Consider the following 18771-nt stretch of genomic DNA (forward strand, 5'->3'; position numbering starts at 1 on the left):
GATACTTGCGCATCAGCAGCCACTACTTTCAAACCTTAGTCAAGCGTGATTTCTAGGGCCAGACCACGCAGCTCATGGATGAGTACGTTGAACGACTCGGGGATATTCGGCTTGGGCAGTACGTCGCCTTTCACAATGGCTTCGTACGCTTTGGCGCGGCCTACCACGTCATCCGACTTCACGGTCAGGATTTCCTGCAGCACGTTGGAAGCACCGAAGGCCTCCAATGCCCACACTTCCATCTCGCCGAAGCGCTGACCACCGAACTGTGCCTTACCACCCAGCGGCTGCTGCGTGATGAGCGAGTACGGTCCAATCGAACGGGCGTGCATCTTGTCATCCACCAAGTGACCCAGTTTCAGCATGTAGATAACACCCACCGTTACCGGCTGGTCGAAACGCTGGCCGGTGAGGCCGTCGTGCAGGTACGCACGGCCGAAGGTCGGCAGCCCGGCTTCCGTCAGTTCGGCTGATACTTCCGCTTCGGTAGCACCATCGAAAATCGGGGTAGCGTAGGTGCGGCCCAGCTTGAGGCCGGCCCAGCCCAGTACCGTCTCGTAAATCTGACCGATGTTCATCCGGCTAGGTACACCCAGCGGGTTGAGCACGATGTCCATTGGCGTGCCGTCGGGCAGGAAAGGCATGTCCTCATCACGCACGATGCGGGCCACTACCCCTTTGTTACCGTGACGACCAGCCATTTTATCACCCACCTTCAGCTTACGCTTCTTGGCGATGTAAACTTTGGCCAGCTGTACAATACCGGCGGGCAGCTCGTCGCCAACCTCCAGCGTAAACCGGTCGCGCTTGAAGCGAGCCGTGATGGTGTTGCGGCGCTTGGCGTAGTTTTTCACCAGTTGCAGCACCATACCGTTCACTCGGGCGTCGGCGGTCCAGCCTTCCAGTACTAGGTCCTTGAAGATATTCACCTCCTCGGGCACGGCGTAGTTGCTCTCGTCCTTGTAGGGGTTCTTCTCGGGGAACAACGCTTCCGTGATGTTCTTCTTCCCGAATTTCACGCCCTTGGTCAGGATTTCGTCGCCGAACTTATGCTTGATACCCTGGGAGGTTTTGCCTTCCAGGAGCTGAATCAGCTTCTCAACCATAATGGACTTGATGCCGCGGAGTTCCTTGGCGTACGAGTCTTTCAGCTCTTCCACTTCCTTCTTCGACTTGGCCCGCAGGTTTTTGTCTTTCTTCGGACGCGAGAACAGCTTGGTGCCGATAACTACACCTTGCAGGGACGGTGGCGCCTTAAGCGAGGCATCCTTCACGTCGCCGGCTTTGTCACCGAAAATGGCGCGGAGCAGCTTCTCTTCCGGAGTCGGGTCGGTTTCGCCCTTCGGCGTAATCTTACCGATCAGAATGTCGCCTTCCTTCACCTCGGCGCCCAGACGGATGATACCGTTGTCGTCGAGGTTACGCACAGCTTCTTCGCTCACGTTCGGAATTTCCGAGGTCAGTTCTTCTTCGCCGCGCTTAGTTTCGCGCACTTCCAACTCAAACTCTTCGATGTGAATCGAAGTGAAGATGTCGTCGCGCACTACTTTCTCCGAGATGACAATGGCATCCTCGAAGTTGTAGCCCTGCCACGGCATGAACGCCACCTGCATGTTCCGGCCCAGAGCCAGCTCACCTTTGTTGGTGCCGTAGCCTTCGCACAAAACCTGGCCTTTCACCACCCGCTCGCCGTTCTTCACGAGCGGCGTCAGGTTGATGCAGGTGTCCTGGTTGGTACGACGGAACTTGATCAGGTCGTAGGAAATCTTCTCAGCATCGAAGCTAACGAGGATGTCGTCTTCCGTCAGGTCGTATTTCACGACGATGCGGTTGGCGTCCACGTAGTCGATTACGCCGTTGCCTTCAGCTACTACCAGCGTGCGCGAGTCGGTAGCTACGCGGCCTTCCAGACCGGTGCCCACAATCGGAGCCTCGGCTTTCAGCAGCGGAACTGCTTGGCGCTGCATGTTCGAGCCCATAAGTGCCCGGTTAGCATCGTCGTGCTCCAGGAACGGAATCAGCGAGGCAGCCACCGATACAATCTGGTTCGGGGCTACGTCCATGTAGCTGTACTCGTCCGGACCAACCACGGGGAAGTCACCCTCGAAACGGCCTTTTACCAAATCGTTGATGAAGTTGCCTTCGTCGTCGATCCGGGCGTTAGCCTGTGCGATGTGGTGGGTGTCTTCTTCCTCAGCGGTCAGGTACTTCACGTGCTCGGTGGTATCCACCTTGCCGTTCTCTACCGTGCGGTAAGGCGTCTCGATGAAGCCCATCGAGTTAACCCGGGCGTGCACGCAAAGCGACGAAATCAGACCGATGTTCGGTCCTTCCGGCGTTTCGATGGTGCAGAGGCGGCCGTAGTGCGTGTAGTGAACGTCACGTACTTCGAAACCAGCCCGCTCGCGCGACAGACCTCCCGGCCCCAGTGCCGATACGCGACGCTTGTGCGTCACCTCGGCCAGTGGGTTGGTCTGGTCCATGAACTGCGACAGCTGGTTGGTGCCGAAGAACGAGTTGATAACCGACGACAGCGTCCGGGCGTTGATCAGATCAACCGGCTTGAAGTCCTCGTTGTCCCGCACGTTCATGCGCTCCTTAATGGTACGCGCCATACGGGCCAGGCCCACGCCGAACTGGGCGTAGAGCTGCTCGCCCACGGTGCGCACGCGGCGGTTACTCAAGTGGTCAATGTCATCGACAATGGCCTTCGAGTTGATCAGACCGATCAGGTATTTCACGATGAGAACAATGTCCTCGTTGGTCAGTACGCGGGCGTCCCAACCGGTGTCAATACCCAGTTTCTTATTGATACGGTAGCGGCCTACGTCCCCGAGGTCGTAGCGCTTATCCGAGAAGAATAGCTTTTGGATGATGTCGCGGGCCGTCTCTTCGTCGGGGGCCTCCGTGTTCCGGAGCTGACGATAGATTTGCTCCACGGCTTCTTTCTCCGAGTTGGAGTTGTCCTTCTGCAGCGTGTTGTAAATGATTGCGTAGTCGGCAATGTTTACATTCTCGCGGTGCAGAATCACCGACTTGGCCCCGGCGTTCAGGATCGTGTCGATGTCGTCCTCCTCGATGGTGGAGTCGCGCTCCAGCAATACCTCGTTCCGGTCGATGGAAACCACTTCCCCGGTGTCCTCGTCCACGAAGTCTTCCGTCCAGGTGCGCAGCACCCGGGCGGCCAGCTTGCGGCCGACGGCTTTCTTGAGGTTCTTTTTATCGGCCTTCACTTCCTCCGACAGCCCGAACAGGTCGAGGATGTCTTTGTCGGTGCCGTAGCCGATGGCGCGCAACAGCGTCGTAACCGGGAATTTCTTCTTCCGGTCGATATACGCGTACATCACGTTGTTCACGTCCGTGGCAAACTCAATCCACGAGCCTTTGAACGGGATGATCCGGGCCGAGTACAGCTTGGTACCGTTCGTGTGCTTGCTCTGGGCGAAGAATACGCCCGGCGAGCGGTGCAGCTGCGATACGATAACGCGCTCAGCACCGTTGATAACGAACGAGCCCTTTTCGGTCATGTAGGGAATGTTCCCGAGGAACACTTCCTGCTCAATTGTTTCGAAATCCTCGTTGTCCGAGTCATTGCAGACTAGGCGCAACTTGGCTTTCAGCGGAACCGAATACGTGAGGCCGCGGTCGATGCACTCGTCAACCGAGTACTTGGGCGGGTCAACGTGGTAATCGAGGAAGGTCAGCACGAAGTTTTCGCGCGAGTCCGAAATCGGAAAGTTCTCGGCGAATACTTTGAACAGGCCCTCATCGGTACGGTTCTCGGCAGCCGTTTCCAACTGGAAGAAATCCATGAACGAGCGAACCTGCACGTCCAGGAAATCCGGATACTCAATAACCTTTTTAATCTTGGCGAAGTTGATCCGCTCGTCAGCAGCTTGCAGCTTTTGCAGACCTGACTGTGCTTTCGGTGTAGCCAATGTATGTGGGGTTAGGAAATGGACACTGGGAGAATCCAGAACAGGATAGCCGCAGAACGGCTACCTTGAGAGATGTGGCGGAAGTAGCGGGCGCACGAAAGCGCAAAGCAGAACCTTGCGCTTCTGGCATCCGTAGGCACAAAAAGCCGCAAAGCGGCGTGCAAACGAACTTCCGGGTAGTTTGTTGCCTACAAACAGGAAAAGACCTGGCTTAGTTGCCAGGCCTCTCCCTTATTTGCTGGTTTTAAGAGCAGCCAGCAGAAATTACTTAACTTCTACTTCAGCGCCGGCTTCTTCCAGTTGCTTCTTCAGGCCTTCAGCCTCGTCTTTAGAAACACCTTCTTTCAGGGCCTTAGGAGCACCGTCAACCAGTTCTTTGGCCTCTTTCAGGCCCAGACCGGTCAGATCTTTCACCAGTTTCACAACGGCCAGTTTAGCCGAACCAGCCGACTTCAGGATCACGTCGAACGTGGTTTTCTCCTCAGGAGCGTCAGCAGCAGCGCCACCACCGCCCTGCATCATTACGGGAGCAGCAGCAGCGGGCTCAATGCCGTACTCGTCTTTCAGGATGGTAGCCAGTTCGTTTACTTCTTTTACCGTCAGGCTAACGAGCTGCTCGGCGAATGCTTTCAAATCTGCCATTTCTGTAGATTGTTAAAAAGGGGGTTGTTGAAGGAAATTGAGGGTGAAAAAGATGAGCAGCGGTTAGCCTGCAACCTCTTCTTTTTCGGCAAGCGTTTTGAGGATACCAGCCAGCTTGTTGCCACCGCTCGTAAGAGCCGAGATAACATTTTTGGCGGGCGACTGAAGCAGACCGATAACATCACCGATCAACTCGTTTTTACCTTTCAAGGTGCTGAGGGTGCTCAACTGATCGGCTCCCACGTACACGCCGGAGTCAACGTAAGCGCCTTTGAATGCAGGGCGAATTACAGCCGTTTTGCTGTAGTTCTGCGACTTGTAGAAGTCCTGCAACAGCTTGGCTGGAGCATTGCCCGACTCTTTCGAGAACAGGATGCCCGACTGGCCTACCAGTGCCGCGTCCATCTCCGAGGTATCGCCACCGAGGGTGTCGAGAGCCTTACGGATGAACGTGTTCTTGTAGACTTTGAACTCCATGCCGCGGTTGAAGCACAGGCGACGGAATTCGTTGATTTTCGCCACCGACATTCCCGAAGCATCGGCAATGTAGAACGCGTTGTGCGATTGAAACTTCTCGCTCAACTCGTCGACGAGGGCTTGTTTGTCTTCCCGGATCATATCGTCGTGTTGATTTAAATTATGCGGAAGTTACCGAGGTGTCAACCGGAACAGCAGGCGACATCGTGCTCGAGAGCGTGATGCTCTTGATGTACGTGCCTTTTGCCGAAGAAGGCTTCAAACGCAGCAGCGTCTGAATTACTTCAATGGCGTTTTCAGCCAGCTTCTGGTCATCGAACGACACTTTACCAACCGAGCAGTGGATGATACCGGTTTTGTCAACTTTGAAGTCGATTTTACCAGCTTTCACTTCCTGCACCGCTTTGGCTACGTCCGTCGTTACCGTGCCCGACTTGGGGTTTGGCATCAGGCCACGAGGACCCAGTACGCGGCCCAGACGACCAACCTTAGCCATTACCGACGGCATCGTGATGATTACGTCGATGTCGGTCCAGCCTTTCTCGATTTTGGCGATGTAGTCATCCAGACCAACGAAGTCGGCACCAGCTGCAGTAGCTTCGGCTTCTTTGTCGGCGGTAACCAGGGCCAGAACACGAACGGTTTTACCGGTACCGTGGGGCAGCGTAGCTACGCCACGTACCATTTGGTCGGCTTTGCGGGGGTCTACGCCCAGACGCACGTCGATGTCAACTGAGGCGTCAAACTTGGTATAGGTGATATCCTTTACCACTTTGGCAGCTTCAACCAGGCTCCGAACTTCGGTCAGGTCATGCTTGGCAAGGGCTTCCTTGCGCTTTTTGCTAATTGCCATGTCTACTCCGTCGTTAAATTATTCAGCGAAAGGAGAAGTACCCGACACGGTGATGCCCATGCTACGAGCCGTACCAGCTACCTGCTTCATTGCCGACTCTACCTTGAAGGCATTGAGGTCGGGCATTTTCGTCTCGGCGATGGTGCGTACTTGGTCCCACGATACCGACCCTACCTTGTTACGGTTCGGCTCTTTCGAACCGCTCTGGAGCTTGGCTGCTTCCATGAGCAGAACCGGCACCGGAGGCGTTTTCACCACGAAGTCGAACGACTTATCGGTGTACATGGTGATGAGTACAGGACAAACTTGGCCGGCCTTATCCTGGGTGCGAGCATTGAATTGCTTGCAGAACTCCATGATGTTAAGGCCTTTGCTACCAAGTGCAGGTCCAACCGGCGGCGCGGGGTTCGCGGCGCCTCCCTTTATCTGAAGCTTCAGATAACCTCTAATTTCCTTGGCCATTTGGTTTGTAAGGCTTCGGATGCAGCATCGTAACACGCAGCATCCTCAGTTTTTTGATTGCTCCTGAGTGGAAGCACCACCGGTCCGGAGCGGATAACCGATGACGTTTTATCTATCTGAAACTACTAAGTGAGAAGATGGCAAGCCATTCTCGCACCAGCTAGTTTCATTGCTAAATCAAACTTCCTTTTCAACCTGCGTGTAGCTCAACTCCATGGGCTGGCTACGGCCGAATATTTTTACAATGACGTTCAGACGCTTACGCTCCTCGAACACCTCGGATACGTTGCCTGACATACCGGCAAAGCCACCGTCCACAATCTTCACCAGTTCGCCTACTACAAAAGGCGTTTCCAGGGAAGCAGCTTGTTCTTCCACTTCATCCACAATCCCGAGGATGCGGTTTACTTCGGAAATATGCAGCGGAACGGGCTTGGTATTTTGGTTAGCGGCCTTACCCTCTTTATCGCTCAGAAAACCAATGACGCCAGGTGTGCTGGTAATGATATGGTCTACTTCACCGTGGGTCAGGTCGGCGTGAATGATGATATAACCGGGATACAGGTTCCGCTCACGGACGCGCTTCTTACCGTTGCGCATCTCGAACACCTTCTCCACCGGAATCAATACCTGGGGCACCAAATCGGAAAGACCATGACGGCCAATCTCGGTTTCCAGATAAGTTTTGGCTTTTTTCTCCTGCCCGCTAACCGAGCGGACTACGTACCATTTCAACTCGCCCATTGTCGTCGTATGTTCTACCGATTAACGGACTGAGTTATAAAATGCCTCCAGGCTTTCCTTGAAGGCCACATCCAGCAAACCAACTACCACTGCAAAAAGCAACGAGCCAATCAAAACTAAGCCGGCACTTTTCTGCAATTCTTCCAGTGAAGGCCACGTCACTTTGTAGCGCATCTCTTCGGAAGTTTCCCGGAAGTAGTTCGTTAGCTTGCTCATGGTAGTGGCACCGATTGGTGTTTTAAAACTACGGCTGCCGAAGCAGCCGTAGTTCTGTGTTGCACGGGCGGAGAGATTCGAACTCCCATCAAAGGTTTTGGAGACCTCTATTCTACCCTTGAACTACGCCCGTGTGTACGTCCCTTCCCGTCAAGGTACTGGATTGGGACTGCAAATGTATGGAACTCTTTAAACAAAACAAATCCGCTCCCGAAAATTTCGAGAGCGGATCTGTATTATTTCACGCGCAGTTGGTTAAAACTACTCGGTGATTTCGGTTACCTGACCGGCACCTACCGTACGGCCACCCTCACGGATAGCGAAACGCAGGCCTTTCTCCATAGCTACCGAGTTGATTAGCTCAACCGAGATAGTTACGTTGTCGCCGGGCATTACCATTTCTACACCCTCGGCCAGCGTGATGATGCCGGTTACGTCAGTGGTGCGGAAATAGAACTGGGGACGGTAGTTGTTGAAGAATGGCGTATGACGGCCACCTTCTTCTTTCGACAGCACGTACACCTCAGCTTTGAACTTGGTGTGGGGCTTAACCGAACCGGGCTTGCAGATAACCATACCACGACGGATGGCTTCTTTTTCAATACCACGGAGCAGCAGACCTACGTTGTCACCAGCTTCACCACGGTCCAGGATTTTGCGGAACATCTCAACGCCCGTTACGGTCGACTTGAGGTTCTCAGCACCCATACCGAGGATTTCAACTTGCTCACCCGAGTTGATGATACCACGCTCGATACGGCCGGTAGCAACCGTTCCACGGCCAGTGATAGAGAACACGTCCTCTACGGGCATCAGGAAGGGCAGGTCGGTCAGACGAGCAGGAATCGGAATGTAGCTATCAACAGCAGCCATCAGCTCTTCGATCTTGGGAACCCAAGCAGCGTCACCGTTCAGGCCACCCAGAGCCGAGCCCTGAATTACCGGAATGTTGTCGCCATCGAAGTCATAGAACGACAGCAGTTCACGGATTTCCATTTCCACCAGCTCGAGGAGCTCGGGGTCATCCACCATGTCCACTTTGTTCATGAATACAACCAGCTGAGGAACACCTACCTGGCGAGCGAGCAGGATGTGCTCACGCGTCTGGGGCATCGGACCGTCGGTAGCAGCCACTACGAGGATAGCGCCGTCCATCTGGGCAGCACCCGTTACCATGTTCTTCACATAGTCAGCGTGACCGGGGCAGTCAACGTGAGCATAGTGACGATTTTCGGTAGCGTATTCTACGTGCGAAGTGTTGATCGTGATACCACGCTCTTTTTCTTCGGGAGCATTGTCGATCGAAGAGAAGTCGCGCTTGGCAGCCAGACCCTTGTTAGCCAGAACCATGGTAATGGCGGCGGTGAGGGTAGTCTTGCCGTGGTCCACGTGACCAATCGTGCCGATGTTTACGTGCGGCTTGGACCGGTCAAAATTTTCTTTAGCCATTGTAAAGAGATTAAGAGGAATTTTGAGGTGATGAGAGGGAAACGCGACTAGCCTATACAGTAAGAAAGCGAAACACAGCTCCGCTTAGTCGGGACTGCACGTCGCTTTACTTGCTGACAGTTCCAAACGGTGCAGTCACGCTACTCCGTTGGTACTCGTAATTCTGAGCCATTTATGGGATTTGAACCCATGACCTCTTCCTTACCAAGGAAGTGCTCTACCACTGAGCTAAAACGGCTGATTTTTTTTGCGAAGATACAACGGGACAAGAACAATTGCCAATATTAATGACTGATGTACTCTATCCTGTTTATTCCGAACAATGAGCGGGAGACGAGGTTCGAACCCGCGACCTGCAGCTTGGAAGGCTGCCGCTCTACCAGCTGAGCTACTCCCGCGTGTGAAGAAGTTACAAACAGCGAACTGCAAGAATTTCACAGTTCGCCGCTTGTAGCTTAACCGTGGGGGGAGAAGGATTCGAACCTTCGAAAGCTTACGCTAACAGAGTTACAGTCTGTCCCATTTGGCCGCTCTGGAACCCCCCCGGTTTGTTTTCTTCCGCCGAATGCGGATGTCTTTCCCTTTTCAACAGACGCCGCCGATGCGGTTACTGTGTCGATTGGAGTTGCAAAATTAGTGGCTTTCCGATGCAAGTCAAGGGCTACGGGAAAAAGGTTTTTATTTTCTCACTCGTCGAGTTTAAAAACGCCACCTTCCTGTGATTATAATCCACTGATTACCTAGTATAAACAGTGCAATTTCGCTTTGACTACTTCTTCGAAAAAAAGTTGATTATTTTTTTATTGTATCAGGCTGTACATGGATTTTAAACTCTCATCCTTCTCTTTACTGCGGATATCCTGCAGCACAGGTTTCAGTGCAGGCATGCTTGCCACGAGTTCGTGTAGACCTTTGTAAGCTCCCAGTCGGACGTACACCTGCGGATGGGTGCGGGCCATAGTTTCAAGACGCTGAATCCCTTTTTCCCGTTCAATGGGCGGAATTCGCTGCATCAGCGTCCCGAAGTTTTCGAGCATTACGTACAGGACTTCTGCTGGGGCATCCTGGCTGCGTTGCAGAAACCAAGGATAATCATCAATGGTACCGTTGCGCCCGTAGTAGCTGGAGAGGGCTGTCAGCAGTGCAGGGTTACGTGTATTCTGTAATGCGGCCACCTGGCTGCGTGTAGTAGACACGGGGGCCTTGGACAAGGCCTCAATAGCGGCTCCGGCAACTAGGTAGGAGCTGTCCTTCAGAGCCGTATTATAAACTTCGCTGAAGTCTTCATTAACGAAGGACGACAGCACACTGATAGCATTGGCCCGTACGGCACCATTCTTTTCGTTGAGCGCAACCCGCTGTAAGTCCTTTCGAACAGCGTTGCCTTCGGCCCCACGGTATCGGCGCAAGCCATCCAGGGCCGCTACTCTGGTCGCCCAGAACGGATCATTCAGGGCAGTACGGAAGGCAGAACTGACCAATAAATCTGCTGACTTGCTACGCAACCCCTGAATGGCCTGATACTTCTGCAAGTAGCCTCGCGCGTGGTTCAGCTGAAACAATAGTTCTTCCTGACTTTGGGTTTCATCGATATCCGCCAGCAAGGTTCCGTCGTCATCAAATTTCACCAGATTAGGACGCTGGTTTACTTGGAGCCGGAACGTTTGATTGGCTTTTGTAATGAGAATACGGTGCTCCGTCGCCTGATTATTATTCCAAGTGGCAACTGTAACCGGCAGACGATACACAGGCTGGTAGAGCGTGTCCTGCACCTGCTGCACCCGTAGCACGACCTGGCTGTTTTCATAAGTGTGCGTAACGCGCAGCTCCGGGTGTCCGCGCTGCAGGAACCACTGGTCGAAAAACCACATCAGATCCTCCCCAGTGGTTTCCTCGAAAGCAATGCGCAGCTTGGCTATTTCGGAGGCTGAGAGCTTATTGGTAGTAAGGTAGCGGTTAAGGGAGGTGAAGAAGGCTTCTTCGCCTACGTATTTGCGCAGCATATGTAGTACACGGCCACCCTTGTCATAAGAATGGCGGTCAAACATATCCTCCTGGCTGGCATAGTGGTAACGGATAAGTGGTTCCCGCTTGGTTTGCGCTTCTTCGAGGTAGTTGCGCAGTTTGGTTTGCTGCACGTAGGCCGCGGCATCAGCACCATACTTGTGTTCAGCCCACAACAATTCCGAATAATCGGCGAAGGACTCGTTGAGCGGCAGGTTGCTCCAGGATTCAGTGGTTACGTAGTCGCCAAACCACTGGTGGAACAGCTCATGCGCAATGACTGACTCGGAAGATGCGTACGACACATCGGGTAACTCACGGGGCGTAAATTGCACCAGTTGCTGCTGGAACGTAGAAGCCGTGGTGTTTTCCATTGCACCTGAAACGAAGTCGTGTACGGCGACCTGCGCGTACTTGTCCCATGGGTAATCAACCCCCAACTTTTTGGAGAAGAACTCCAGCATGGCCGGCGTGTTGCCAAACACCTGTTTAGCCGTGTACTGATATGCGGGGTCCACATAGTAATCCACGGGCTTACCGCGCCACGTATCCGATACCACGGCAAAGTCGCCGACGGCTAGCATGGCGAGGTAAGGGGCGTGAGGCTGACTAAGTTTCCACGTATCAGTGCGGGTGCCATCGGGGTTGCGGCGCGAGGCGGTGAGCAGCCCGTTGGAAAGGGTTTTCTGGCCGCTTTCTACCGTCAGGCTGATTTCCTGCGTCATCCGCTGGTTGGGCCTATCGATGGTAGGGAACCAGCAGGAGCTACCTTCCGTCTCGCCCTGGGTCCAGACTTGGCGGGGTTTGACTTTATCGGTACCTAGTGGGTTGATAAAATAGAGCCCTTTGTCGTCAGTAATGGCCTCACTGCCGCCTTTGGGCAGCTCATTGGGCTTGGCCACATATTGGATCCGGAGCTGGTACTGCTCAGTGCGCTGGTAGAGCCGGTCAAGACTGATAGTGAGCTTCTTCTTATCGTAGCTGTATTTAAGGTCTTTACCCTTGCGGGAGCTGTTCATCAACTCCACGCTTTTCACATCAAAACCCTTAGCATCCAGCACCAACTGGCTTTGGGGATAAAAGTGCGGCCGAAGTGTAAGAACGGCAGTACCTATCAGCCATTGCTTAGCCCAATCGAACCGGATGTCCAGCTTGGTGTCCGTCAGATCGTGCACGATGGTGACCGCGGGCTGCTGAGGATTGGTAGCGGGCAGCCAGTTAGGAATGGGCATGACGGAATTTGTCACCGTCGGCTGGGCCGGTGTTTCAGGGGCTTTTTTGCGCACGGGGTGGCTCACCGAAGAGGCCGGACGACTGGATTTAACTACCTGAGCAGAAGCCGTAAACTGACACATCAGCACCAGCGTAAGGGCACCGAGGACCGGGTATTTCATGCGGAAAGGCACTAGGATATTGGGGGGGTCAAGTTCCGAATTTATTTCAGAATTGGCCTATCTTTAAGCCCTTTTCCGCCCCACTCCTGCCCTCTTCGCATGTTACAGGTACGTACTGATGCCGCCCCCCAACAAAACTGGGAGGTTGACTACCGCCCCGGCGGCCCCATCACCGTCAACGGTGAACCTTTCGCGTGGGATATTGCTCCGTTGGGCAACGGCCGCTACCATGTAGTCCACGAAGGCCGTTCCTATACTGCTGAGCTGGTATCGGCAGACTATGCAGCCAAAACTTTTGTACTGAAGCTCAACGGTCAGCAGATTACACTGCAGGCCAAGGACCGTTTCGACCTGCTACTGGATAAGCTGGGCATGAGCAACGCCGCTGCCAGTAAAGTAAATGAGTTGAAAGCCCCTATGCCTGGTCTGATTGTGGACATTCGGGTGGCAGCGGGACAGACGGTGCAGAAAGGCGACCCGCTATTGGTACTGGAAGCCATGAAGATGGAAAACATCCTCAAAGCTCCCGGTGAAGGTACCGTGGCGGCCATCAAAGTAACTTTACGCGACAACGTTACCAAAGGCCAGGTGCTGATTCAGTTTAGCTAGGCTCTTATCCTGTTTTCGCTTCGGGCCGTAAGCGGATACCACGTGGCCTCTCCCGCTGGTACCCGCTTACGGCCTACTCACGTACACTCGCGTTCCACGCTTAACCTCTCTCGTTTTGAAGTACAACCGAATCCTGCTGAAACTAAGCGGTGAGGCCCTGATGGGCCAGCAGCAATACGGAATTGATGCCGTACGGCTCATGCAGTACGCTGAAGAAATCAAGGCGGCCGCCGCTACGGGCACCCAGGTGGCCGTAGTTATCGGGGGCGGCAATATTTTCCGGGGCGTACAGGCGGAAGCCTTTGGCCTCGACCGGGTACAGGGCGACTACATGGGCATGCTGGCCACCGTTATCAACTCGATGGCCCTGCAGAGTGCGCTAGAAAAGCTGGGGGTAAATACCAGACTCCTCTCGGGGGTTACCATACAACGGGTATGTGAGCCGTACATCCGTCGGCGGGCCATGCGCCACCTGGAGAAAGGCCGCGTGGTGATTTTCGGGGCCGGCATCGGTTCGCCCTACTTCACAACCGATTCGGCGGCCTCGCTACGGGCTATTGAAATTGAGGCTGACGTAGTACTGAAAGGTACCCGCGTGGACGGCATCTACACGGCCGATCCGGAGAAAGACCCTTCTGCGGTCCGGTTCCCCGAAATTACCTTCGATGAGGTAATGGAAAAGAACCTCAACGTGATGGACATGACAGCCTTCACGCTGTGCAAAGAGAATAACCTGCCTATCATTGTGTTCGACATGAACAAAGGGGGGAATCTCCAGCGACTACTCGATGGCGAGAGTGTGGGTACGCTCGTGAGTATGCACGGCAGCCAGAAAGCCCCGCTCGACCCGAACCATAGTAGCCTGCAACCCGCCCTCAATGAAGGCGAAGAACAAGCCTAAAGCAGCAACGGACGGTTTGCTCCGCCCGGTAAAAGCCAACCGACTACCTATTCAACACCCAACTTTCAACACTTAACTTTTCAGAAGTGGACGAAGAAATTAAATTTTACCTGGACGAGGCCGAAGAATCGATGGGCAAGGCTCTGCAGCATACGCAAGTGGAGTTTGCCCGCATCCGGGCCGGCAAAGCCTCTCCTGCCATGCTCGATTCTATTCGGGTAGATTACTACGGCACCCCGACGCCCATTGCCAATGTGGCTAACGTAGCGGCTCCTGATGCCCGCACGCTGTTCATCAAGCCTTGGGAGAAAAACATGATCAGTGAAATTGCCAAGGCCATCAAAAATAGCGACTTGGGCCTCAACCCCCAGTCGGATGCCGAAGGCGTGCGCCTCAACATCCCGCCCATGACGGAGGAACGTCGCCGAGACTTGGTAAAACAGGCCAAGAATGAGTCAGAAAGCGGCAAAGTACGTATTCGGGCCATTCGCAAGGACGTGAATGAGGCCCTGCGCAAGCTGCAGAAAGACGGCGCTTCGGAAGATTCCGTGAAGGATGCCGAAGCCAAAGTGCAAAAGTTCACCGACACCTACATCAGCAAAGTAGATGAATTTCTCGGCAAGAAGGAGTCGGAAATCATGACCATCTGAGTAGAGAAGTGAGCCATAAGAAGTGAGAGGTGAGACTCCCGTTCTAAAACCCAAACGGGCCGATAGAACGGGAGTCTCACCTCTCACTTCTTATGGCTCACTTCTCTATTTCCAGTAGCCGGCAGTCAGAATCTGTTGTTCCACGGCTTCTGGCACGAGGTAGCGGATGGATTTACCTGTACGCACACACTCACGCACGAAAGTAGCCGAGATATCCAGCAACGGGGCTTCTACAACCCGTACGCCGGACCGCGCATTAACCTCCGTAGCATCTACGCCGGGACGAGGATATACGTAAATTTCATTCTCCGTCAGGATGCGTTCAGCCTCTTTCCAGCGGGGCAGACCCGGCAGGTTATCTTCACCCATCAGCAGCACGAAGCGGTGGTTGGGATACTGGTGGCGCAGTTCATCCAGCGTATCAATAGTGTAGCTGGGCATGGGCATGATAAACTCCACATCTAGTACCCGCAACCGGTCGTTGTTGGCAATAGCCCTCTGTACCAGATCAAGTCGCTCGTTTTCGCCCAGCATTTCCTGTCCTACCTTGAACGGACTCTGCGGCGACACGATCAGCCACACTTCTTCCAGATCGGTATGGGTGGCCATGAAGTGGGCCAGGATGAGGTGCCCGGTGTGGATGGGGTTGAACGAACCAAAAAGCAGCCCTACTTTCCGGCCCGTGGGGGCGGCGGAAGCAGGGCTGCTCACAGAATGGCTGATTCAGCGGTAATAAACGAACGGACCAACTTTTCAGCTTCGTCAAGAGCGCGCTCCAAGTCGTCGTTCACAATAACCACATCGAAGCGGTCCTCAAATGTCAGTTCGAAATTGGCCTTATAGATACGGGCCGAAATGCTGGCTTCTGAGTCGGTGGCGCGGTTACGCAAGCGTTGCTCCAACACCTCCAGCGACGGGGGCTTCACAAATACGGCCAAGGCACGGTCTTTGTAAAACTCCTTGATGCTGAGGCCGCCTTTCACGTCCACATCCAGCACGGCATGGTGGCCATTGTCCCAGATACGTTCCACTTCCGATTTTAGCGTGCCATAGAAAGCACCTTCGTACACTTCTTCCCATTCCACAAAGTCATCTTGCCGGATTTTTTCCTGAAACTCCTGCACGGAGATAAAGTAGTAATCCTTGCCATTGGCTTCGGTACGGCCGCGCTTGTCACGCGTACACGCTGAAATCGAGAAACTTAGCTCCGGAATACGCTCCAGCAGCCGATGTACAATAGTGGTCTTGCCGGCACCGGAAGGGGCCGAAAAGGCGATGATTTTACCCTGCATCGGGCAAAATTAGGCCATTTCTACCTGAATTTTCGCAAGAATTGAATTGGAAAGGGTGGCCGGAGCATTTCGGCGCCCTACATGCTGCCCTAGGAAGTCGATGAAAATCTGCTGCTTTTCGATACTATCGAAGCAGGGAGAGCAGTCTTCGGCGTTGTGGATAAAGTATTCCGTATCCTCCGCCGTGGGCTCTTGGCCCACAATGATTTGATCAAGGATTGTATTCACTCGTTCACAGTCGGCACCGCCGGTAACGGGGGCAACGCTCTGGTTGGTTTGTTTAGTAGAAGTCGTTTCCATAGCGGGAGCTTGGCATGAGGGGATTTATTCCGAATCGGTAGAGGAAGTGTAATCGTCGTCGTCGTTGCTATCAGCATCAGAGCCGTAACCCATCGACTTGGCGTACTTTTCGAGTTTTTCTTTGAGGAAGTTACGAGCCCGGTGCAAGCGGGAGCGCACCGTACCGATAGGGATATCCAGCACTTTTGCCATTTCCTCGTACGTGAACCCTTCCAGGTCGCAGAGGATGATGACCGTGCGGAAATCCACGGGCAGCGAGTTCAGAGCGCGGGCCACCTCATCACCGATGAGGTCGCGCACGGCCTGCTGCCGCATGTCGGTTGAAGCAGTGCCGGCGTCGCTGTCGGCCTCCACATCTTCCGAGTTGTAATACCCTTCAATTTCGCTGTAGTCAACCTTAGCCGGCTGCTTACTCTTCTTGCGGAAATCGTTGATGAACGAATTTTTCAGGATGCGAAACAGCCACGCTTTGGCGTTTGTTCCCGGTTCGAAGTACTCAAAGAAGCGATATGCTTTCAGATAAGTTTCCTGTACCAAGTCATTTGCATCATCTTCATCCAGCGTAAGGCGGAAGGCAAAGTTGTACAGGGGGTCGAGCACAGGCATTAGCTCGGCCTGAAAACGCCGGTCTTTTTCCTCTTTGCTCAGTTTGGGAACCCGTTCGGGAGAATCGCTCATGAACGCTAAAAATTGCGGCTGAATATTAAAAAAATACCGCTGTTTGACAAATGTACTGCTTATACCGTTGGGTAAGCAGAAGGTTTTTAGGAAAGAATCCGGTACCAGTGCCTCTGCGGAGGAGCTACCTATTCATTATAGGCGTTCCTGCTTCCTGCCTCGCAGCAGGCAACGCACACGGCAGCATTGGTAAAACCCTATACACCTACGCACTTTCCGGCTCCCCAGGTTGCATCGGCTGGTCAGCTCCTGCGCGTTGGTGGGGCAAGCAGCTTTAAATCAACGCCGTAACAATCCAGGCATATACATGTCAGCTATTACCTGGGTATCAGGGCCACTATGTGCCATCGGTTACCGCTGGATGCCATTGTCCGATGCTGGCCAGCACCTGCAAGGGCTCCAGCGCCTTGATGCAGGTACAGGCCGCTGGCTGTGCCCGGCAGTCCTGACAGTCGGGCCGGTCAAATACTAGGTATTCGGCATGTGGCCCCAGCGGTGCCCAGCGGCCGGGGTGCATGGGGCGGATGGGCGGATACAGCCCCAACGCATGTCGGCCCAAAGCAGCAGCCAAGTGCAGAGGTCCGGTACTGCCGGCCACCAACCCATCGGCAGCGCCGATGAAGGCAATCAACTGCGGCAGGCTTAATCGTCCGGTCAGGTTGGCGGTCAGATAGGGCTGGTATTCGACAAGCCACTCCTGCAGCTCTTCCGCCTCGGCAGCCGTGCCCGTAATGAACACCCGGTGGCCGGCCTGGTGCAGTAGTTGGGCCAGTGTGCCAAAGTGAACCAGCCCCCACTCGCGGGCACTACCGCGGCTACGCGGATGCAGAATAACGTTGAGCTGGTCGGGTTGCCGTTGGTTAAGCAGTTCTTGCAGATCCGACTGTACACTCTCAACCGGCTGGAGCTGTACTAACCGGGCAACTTCCGCCTGTAGCAGCACGGATGTTTCTGCGGTTAGTGGCCGGAGTAGCTCCAGGTTCAGTTGGGCTTCATGCAACGGAGAATGGCGGCGGCTCAGGGCTACCAAGTGGTTGCAGGTAACCCAGTGAAACCACCGGCTGCGCGTACCTATACGCACCTTGATACCGGCCTGGCGGGCCAGCCGAGCCAGCACTTTATTCGGGAATATGTGCAGGATGGTAGTGGCTTCGGTGTTTCGGAGAGCGGCTATTTGCGCTGCCTGAGGCAGCTGTTGCAGCTCATCAACATTCAGGAAGTCGTCTATCCACGGGCAGGCGGCGGCAACGGCCTGGGTATAGGTGCGCCCCAGCAGGATGACCCGGCAGCCGGGAAACAGCTGCTTTAGCCGGCCGGCTACCGGCAGGGTCAGCACTACGTCGCCAATAGCATCGGTACGGCTAATGAGAAAGGTACTCATGCGGTAGATTTTGTCTTCAGCTTGGCAAACTTCAGGAATACGCCCCAGGCCGAAATGACGGCAATGCTCAGCCCCGCGAAGCCATCCAGAAAGCCAAGCCGCAAAAAATACCCGTGTACAAACTTCCACCACGGTTTCAGCAGTAGGTGAAACAGGGAAACGTGGCGCTTACCCCGCAGCCACAGTTCTTGGGCAGCAATGCTGGTGAAGCGGTTGAGTTGCTGTACGTGCTGCTCCACGGAATCGTAGGAGTAATGCAGCACGTCGCCGAACAGCGGCAGCGGGGTGGGCTGACCCGCGGCAAGCTCGTACCGCTCGTGCAGCAGCAGGCCTTCCCAGCGGCCCAGGCGCCGGTCGTAGAGGCGCAGCTTACGGTCAGGATACCAGCCGCCATGACGCACCCAGCTACCGCAGTAATTAGTGAGGCGGGCCAATGTGTAGCCTGCACCCTGCCAGTTGGTTTTGGTCTGCCCGATGCTCTGGCGCAGCTCTTCCGTCAGAACCTCATCGGCATCCAGCTGCAAAACATGGTGGTGGTGGGCCTGCTGCGTGGCATAGTTCTTCTGCTCCACATAGCCCTCGAAAGTGTGCTGAACGACGCGCGCGCCCAACTCCTGGCAGATAGCCACTGTGCGGTCCGTTGAGAAACTATCCACTACCAGCAGCTCATCAGCAATGGAACGGGCGGCTTCGAGGCAGCGGGCAATGTTGGCTTCTTCGTTGAAGGTAATAATGACGACGGACAGCGGAACAGCGGGCATAGTGGTGGCAAATATCGGGG

At 54.5% G+C, this 18771-nt stretch carries 18 protein-coding genes and 4 tRNA genes; 3 read left to right on the plus strand and 19 right to left on the minus strand.

Annotated elements, in window-relative coordinates:
* Positions 1–35: 35 nt before the first annotated feature.
* From rpoB to HSW_RS18905, 13 genes are all read right to left on the minus strand, one after another.
* Entirely contained in the window at positions 36–3911 is a 3876-nt protein-coding gene (gene rpoB / locus HSW_RS18845) for a DNA-directed RNA polymerase subunit beta (RefSeq protein ID WP_197032010.1), read from the minus strand.
* 291 nt (positions 3912–4202) lie between these two features.
* On the minus strand, positions 4203–4580 hold the full coding sequence (gene rplL / locus HSW_RS18850) for a 50S ribosomal protein L7/L12 (RefSeq protein ID WP_044003262.1): 378 nt from the start codon (positions 4578–4580) through the stop codon (positions 4203–4205).
* Positions 4581–4643: 63 nt separating this feature from the next.
* A complete protein-coding gene (rplJ, locus tag HSW_RS18855; protein WP_044003264.1) occupies positions 4644–5198 on the minus strand; it encodes a 50S ribosomal protein L10 in 555 nt (184 codons plus the stop codon).
* A gap of 19 nt (positions 5199–5217) precedes the next feature.
* Positions 5218–5910, minus strand: a complete 693-nt coding sequence (gene rplA / locus HSW_RS18860) for a 50S ribosomal protein L1 (protein WP_044003265.1) — start codon at positions 5908–5910, stop codon at positions 5218–5220.
* Between the two features lie 18 nt (positions 5911–5928).
* Positions 5929–6372, minus strand: coding sequence for a 50S ribosomal protein L11 (rplK, locus tag HSW_RS18865; protein WP_044003266.1), 444 nt, complete (start codon positions 6370–6372; stop codon positions 5929–5931).
* A 177-nt stretch (positions 6373–6549) separates the two neighbouring features.
* Complete coding sequence (gene nusG / locus HSW_RS18870; protein WP_044003267.1) at positions 6550–7116, minus strand: transcription termination/antitermination protein NusG; 567 nt, start codon at positions 7114–7116, stop codon at positions 6550–6552.
* Between the two features lie 21 nt (positions 7117–7137).
* On the minus strand, positions 7138–7332 hold the full coding sequence (secE, locus tag HSW_RS18875) for a preprotein translocase subunit SecE (RefSeq protein ID WP_044003268.1): 195 nt from the start codon (positions 7330–7332) through the stop codon (positions 7138–7140).
* A 62-nt stretch (positions 7333–7394) separates the two neighbouring features.
* Positions 7395–7465 (minus strand) — tRNA-Trp (locus HSW_RS18880).
* Positions 7466–7593: 128 nt separating this feature from the next.
* Positions 7594–8781 carry an elongation factor Tu gene (tuf, locus tag HSW_RS18885; RefSeq protein WP_044003269.1) on the minus strand — a complete coding sequence of 396 codons (1188 nt, stop codon included), beginning with the start codon at positions 8779–8781 and terminating at the stop codon, positions 7594–7596.
* Between the two features lie 166 nt (positions 8782–8947).
* Positions 8948–9019, minus strand: a tRNA-Thr gene (locus tag HSW_RS18890).
* Positions 9020–9106: 87 nt separating this feature from the next.
* Positions 9107–9179, minus strand: a tRNA-Gly gene (locus HSW_RS18895).
* Positions 9180–9243: 64 nt separating this feature from the next.
* Positions 9244–9326 (minus strand) — tRNA-Tyr (locus HSW_RS18900).
* A gap of 255 nt (positions 9327–9581) precedes the next feature.
* Positions 9582–12179, minus strand: coding sequence for a M1 family metallopeptidase (locus tag HSW_RS18905; RefSeq protein WP_044003270.1), 2598 nt, complete (start codon positions 12177–12179; stop codon positions 9582–9584).
* Positions 12180–12278: 99 nt separating this feature from the next.
* Between HSW_RS18905 and HSW_RS18910 the strand changes: the two genes are divergently transcribed.
* From HSW_RS18910 to frr, 3 genes are all read left to right on the plus strand, one after another.
* Positions 12279–12788, plus strand: coding sequence for a biotin/lipoyl-containing protein (locus HSW_RS18910; protein WP_044003271.1), 510 nt, complete (start codon positions 12279–12281; stop codon positions 12786–12788).
* 115 nt (positions 12789–12903) lie between these two features.
* Positions 12904–13689, plus strand: coding sequence for a UMP kinase (gene pyrH, locus HSW_RS18915; RefSeq protein WP_044003272.1), 786 nt, complete (start codon positions 12904–12906; stop codon positions 13687–13689).
* Positions 13690–13775: 86 nt separating this feature from the next.
* A complete protein-coding gene (frr, locus tag HSW_RS18920; RefSeq protein ID WP_044003273.1) occupies positions 13776–14339 on the plus strand; it encodes a ribosome recycling factor in 564 nt (187 codons plus the stop codon).
* A 105-nt stretch (positions 14340–14444) separates the two neighbouring features.
* On the opposite strand, the gene nadD is transcribed toward frr, so the two are convergent.
* From nadD to HSW_RS18950, 6 genes are all read right to left on the minus strand, one after another.
* Positions 14445–15050: a nicotinate (nicotinamide) nucleotide adenylyltransferase gene (nadD, locus tag HSW_RS18925; RefSeq protein WP_052346615.1), complete on the minus strand. Its 606-nt coding sequence runs from the start codon at positions 15048–15050 to the stop codon at positions 14445–14447.
* A complete protein-coding gene (gene gmk, locus HSW_RS18930) occupies positions 15047–15631 on the minus strand; it encodes a guanylate kinase (protein ID WP_044003274.1) in 585 nt (194 codons plus the stop codon). The genes nadD and gmk overlap by 4 nt, the downstream gene beginning before the upstream one ends.
* A 9-nt stretch (positions 15632–15640) precedes the next feature.
* Positions 15641–15931, minus strand: a complete 291-nt coding sequence (locus HSW_RS18935) for a hypothetical protein (RefSeq protein WP_044003275.1) — start codon at positions 15929–15931, stop codon at positions 15641–15643.
* A gap of 24 nt (positions 15932–15955) precedes the next feature.
* Entirely contained in the window at positions 15956–16609 is a 654-nt protein-coding gene (locus HSW_RS18940; protein WP_044003276.1) for a sigma-70 family RNA polymerase sigma factor, read from the minus strand.
* 337 nt (positions 16610–16946) lie between these two features.
* Entirely contained in the window at positions 16947–17990 is a 1044-nt protein-coding gene (locus HSW_RS18945) for a glycosyltransferase family 9 protein (protein WP_052346616.1), read from the minus strand.
* Positions 17987–18751 carry a glycosyltransferase family 2 protein gene (locus tag HSW_RS18950; RefSeq protein WP_044003277.1) on the minus strand — a complete coding sequence of 255 codons (765 nt, stop codon included), beginning with the start codon at positions 18749–18751 and terminating at the stop codon, positions 17987–17989. Before HSW_RS18950 ends, HSW_RS18945 begins: the two co-directional genes overlap by 4 nt.
* Between the last annotated feature and the right edge of the window lie 20 nt (positions 18752–18771).

The organism is Hymenobacter swuensis DY53 (assembly GCF_000576555.1).
In the GTDB taxonomy this organism is placed as follows: domain Bacteria; phylum Bacteroidota; class Bacteroidia; order Cytophagales; family Hymenobacteraceae; genus Hymenobacter; species Hymenobacter swuensis.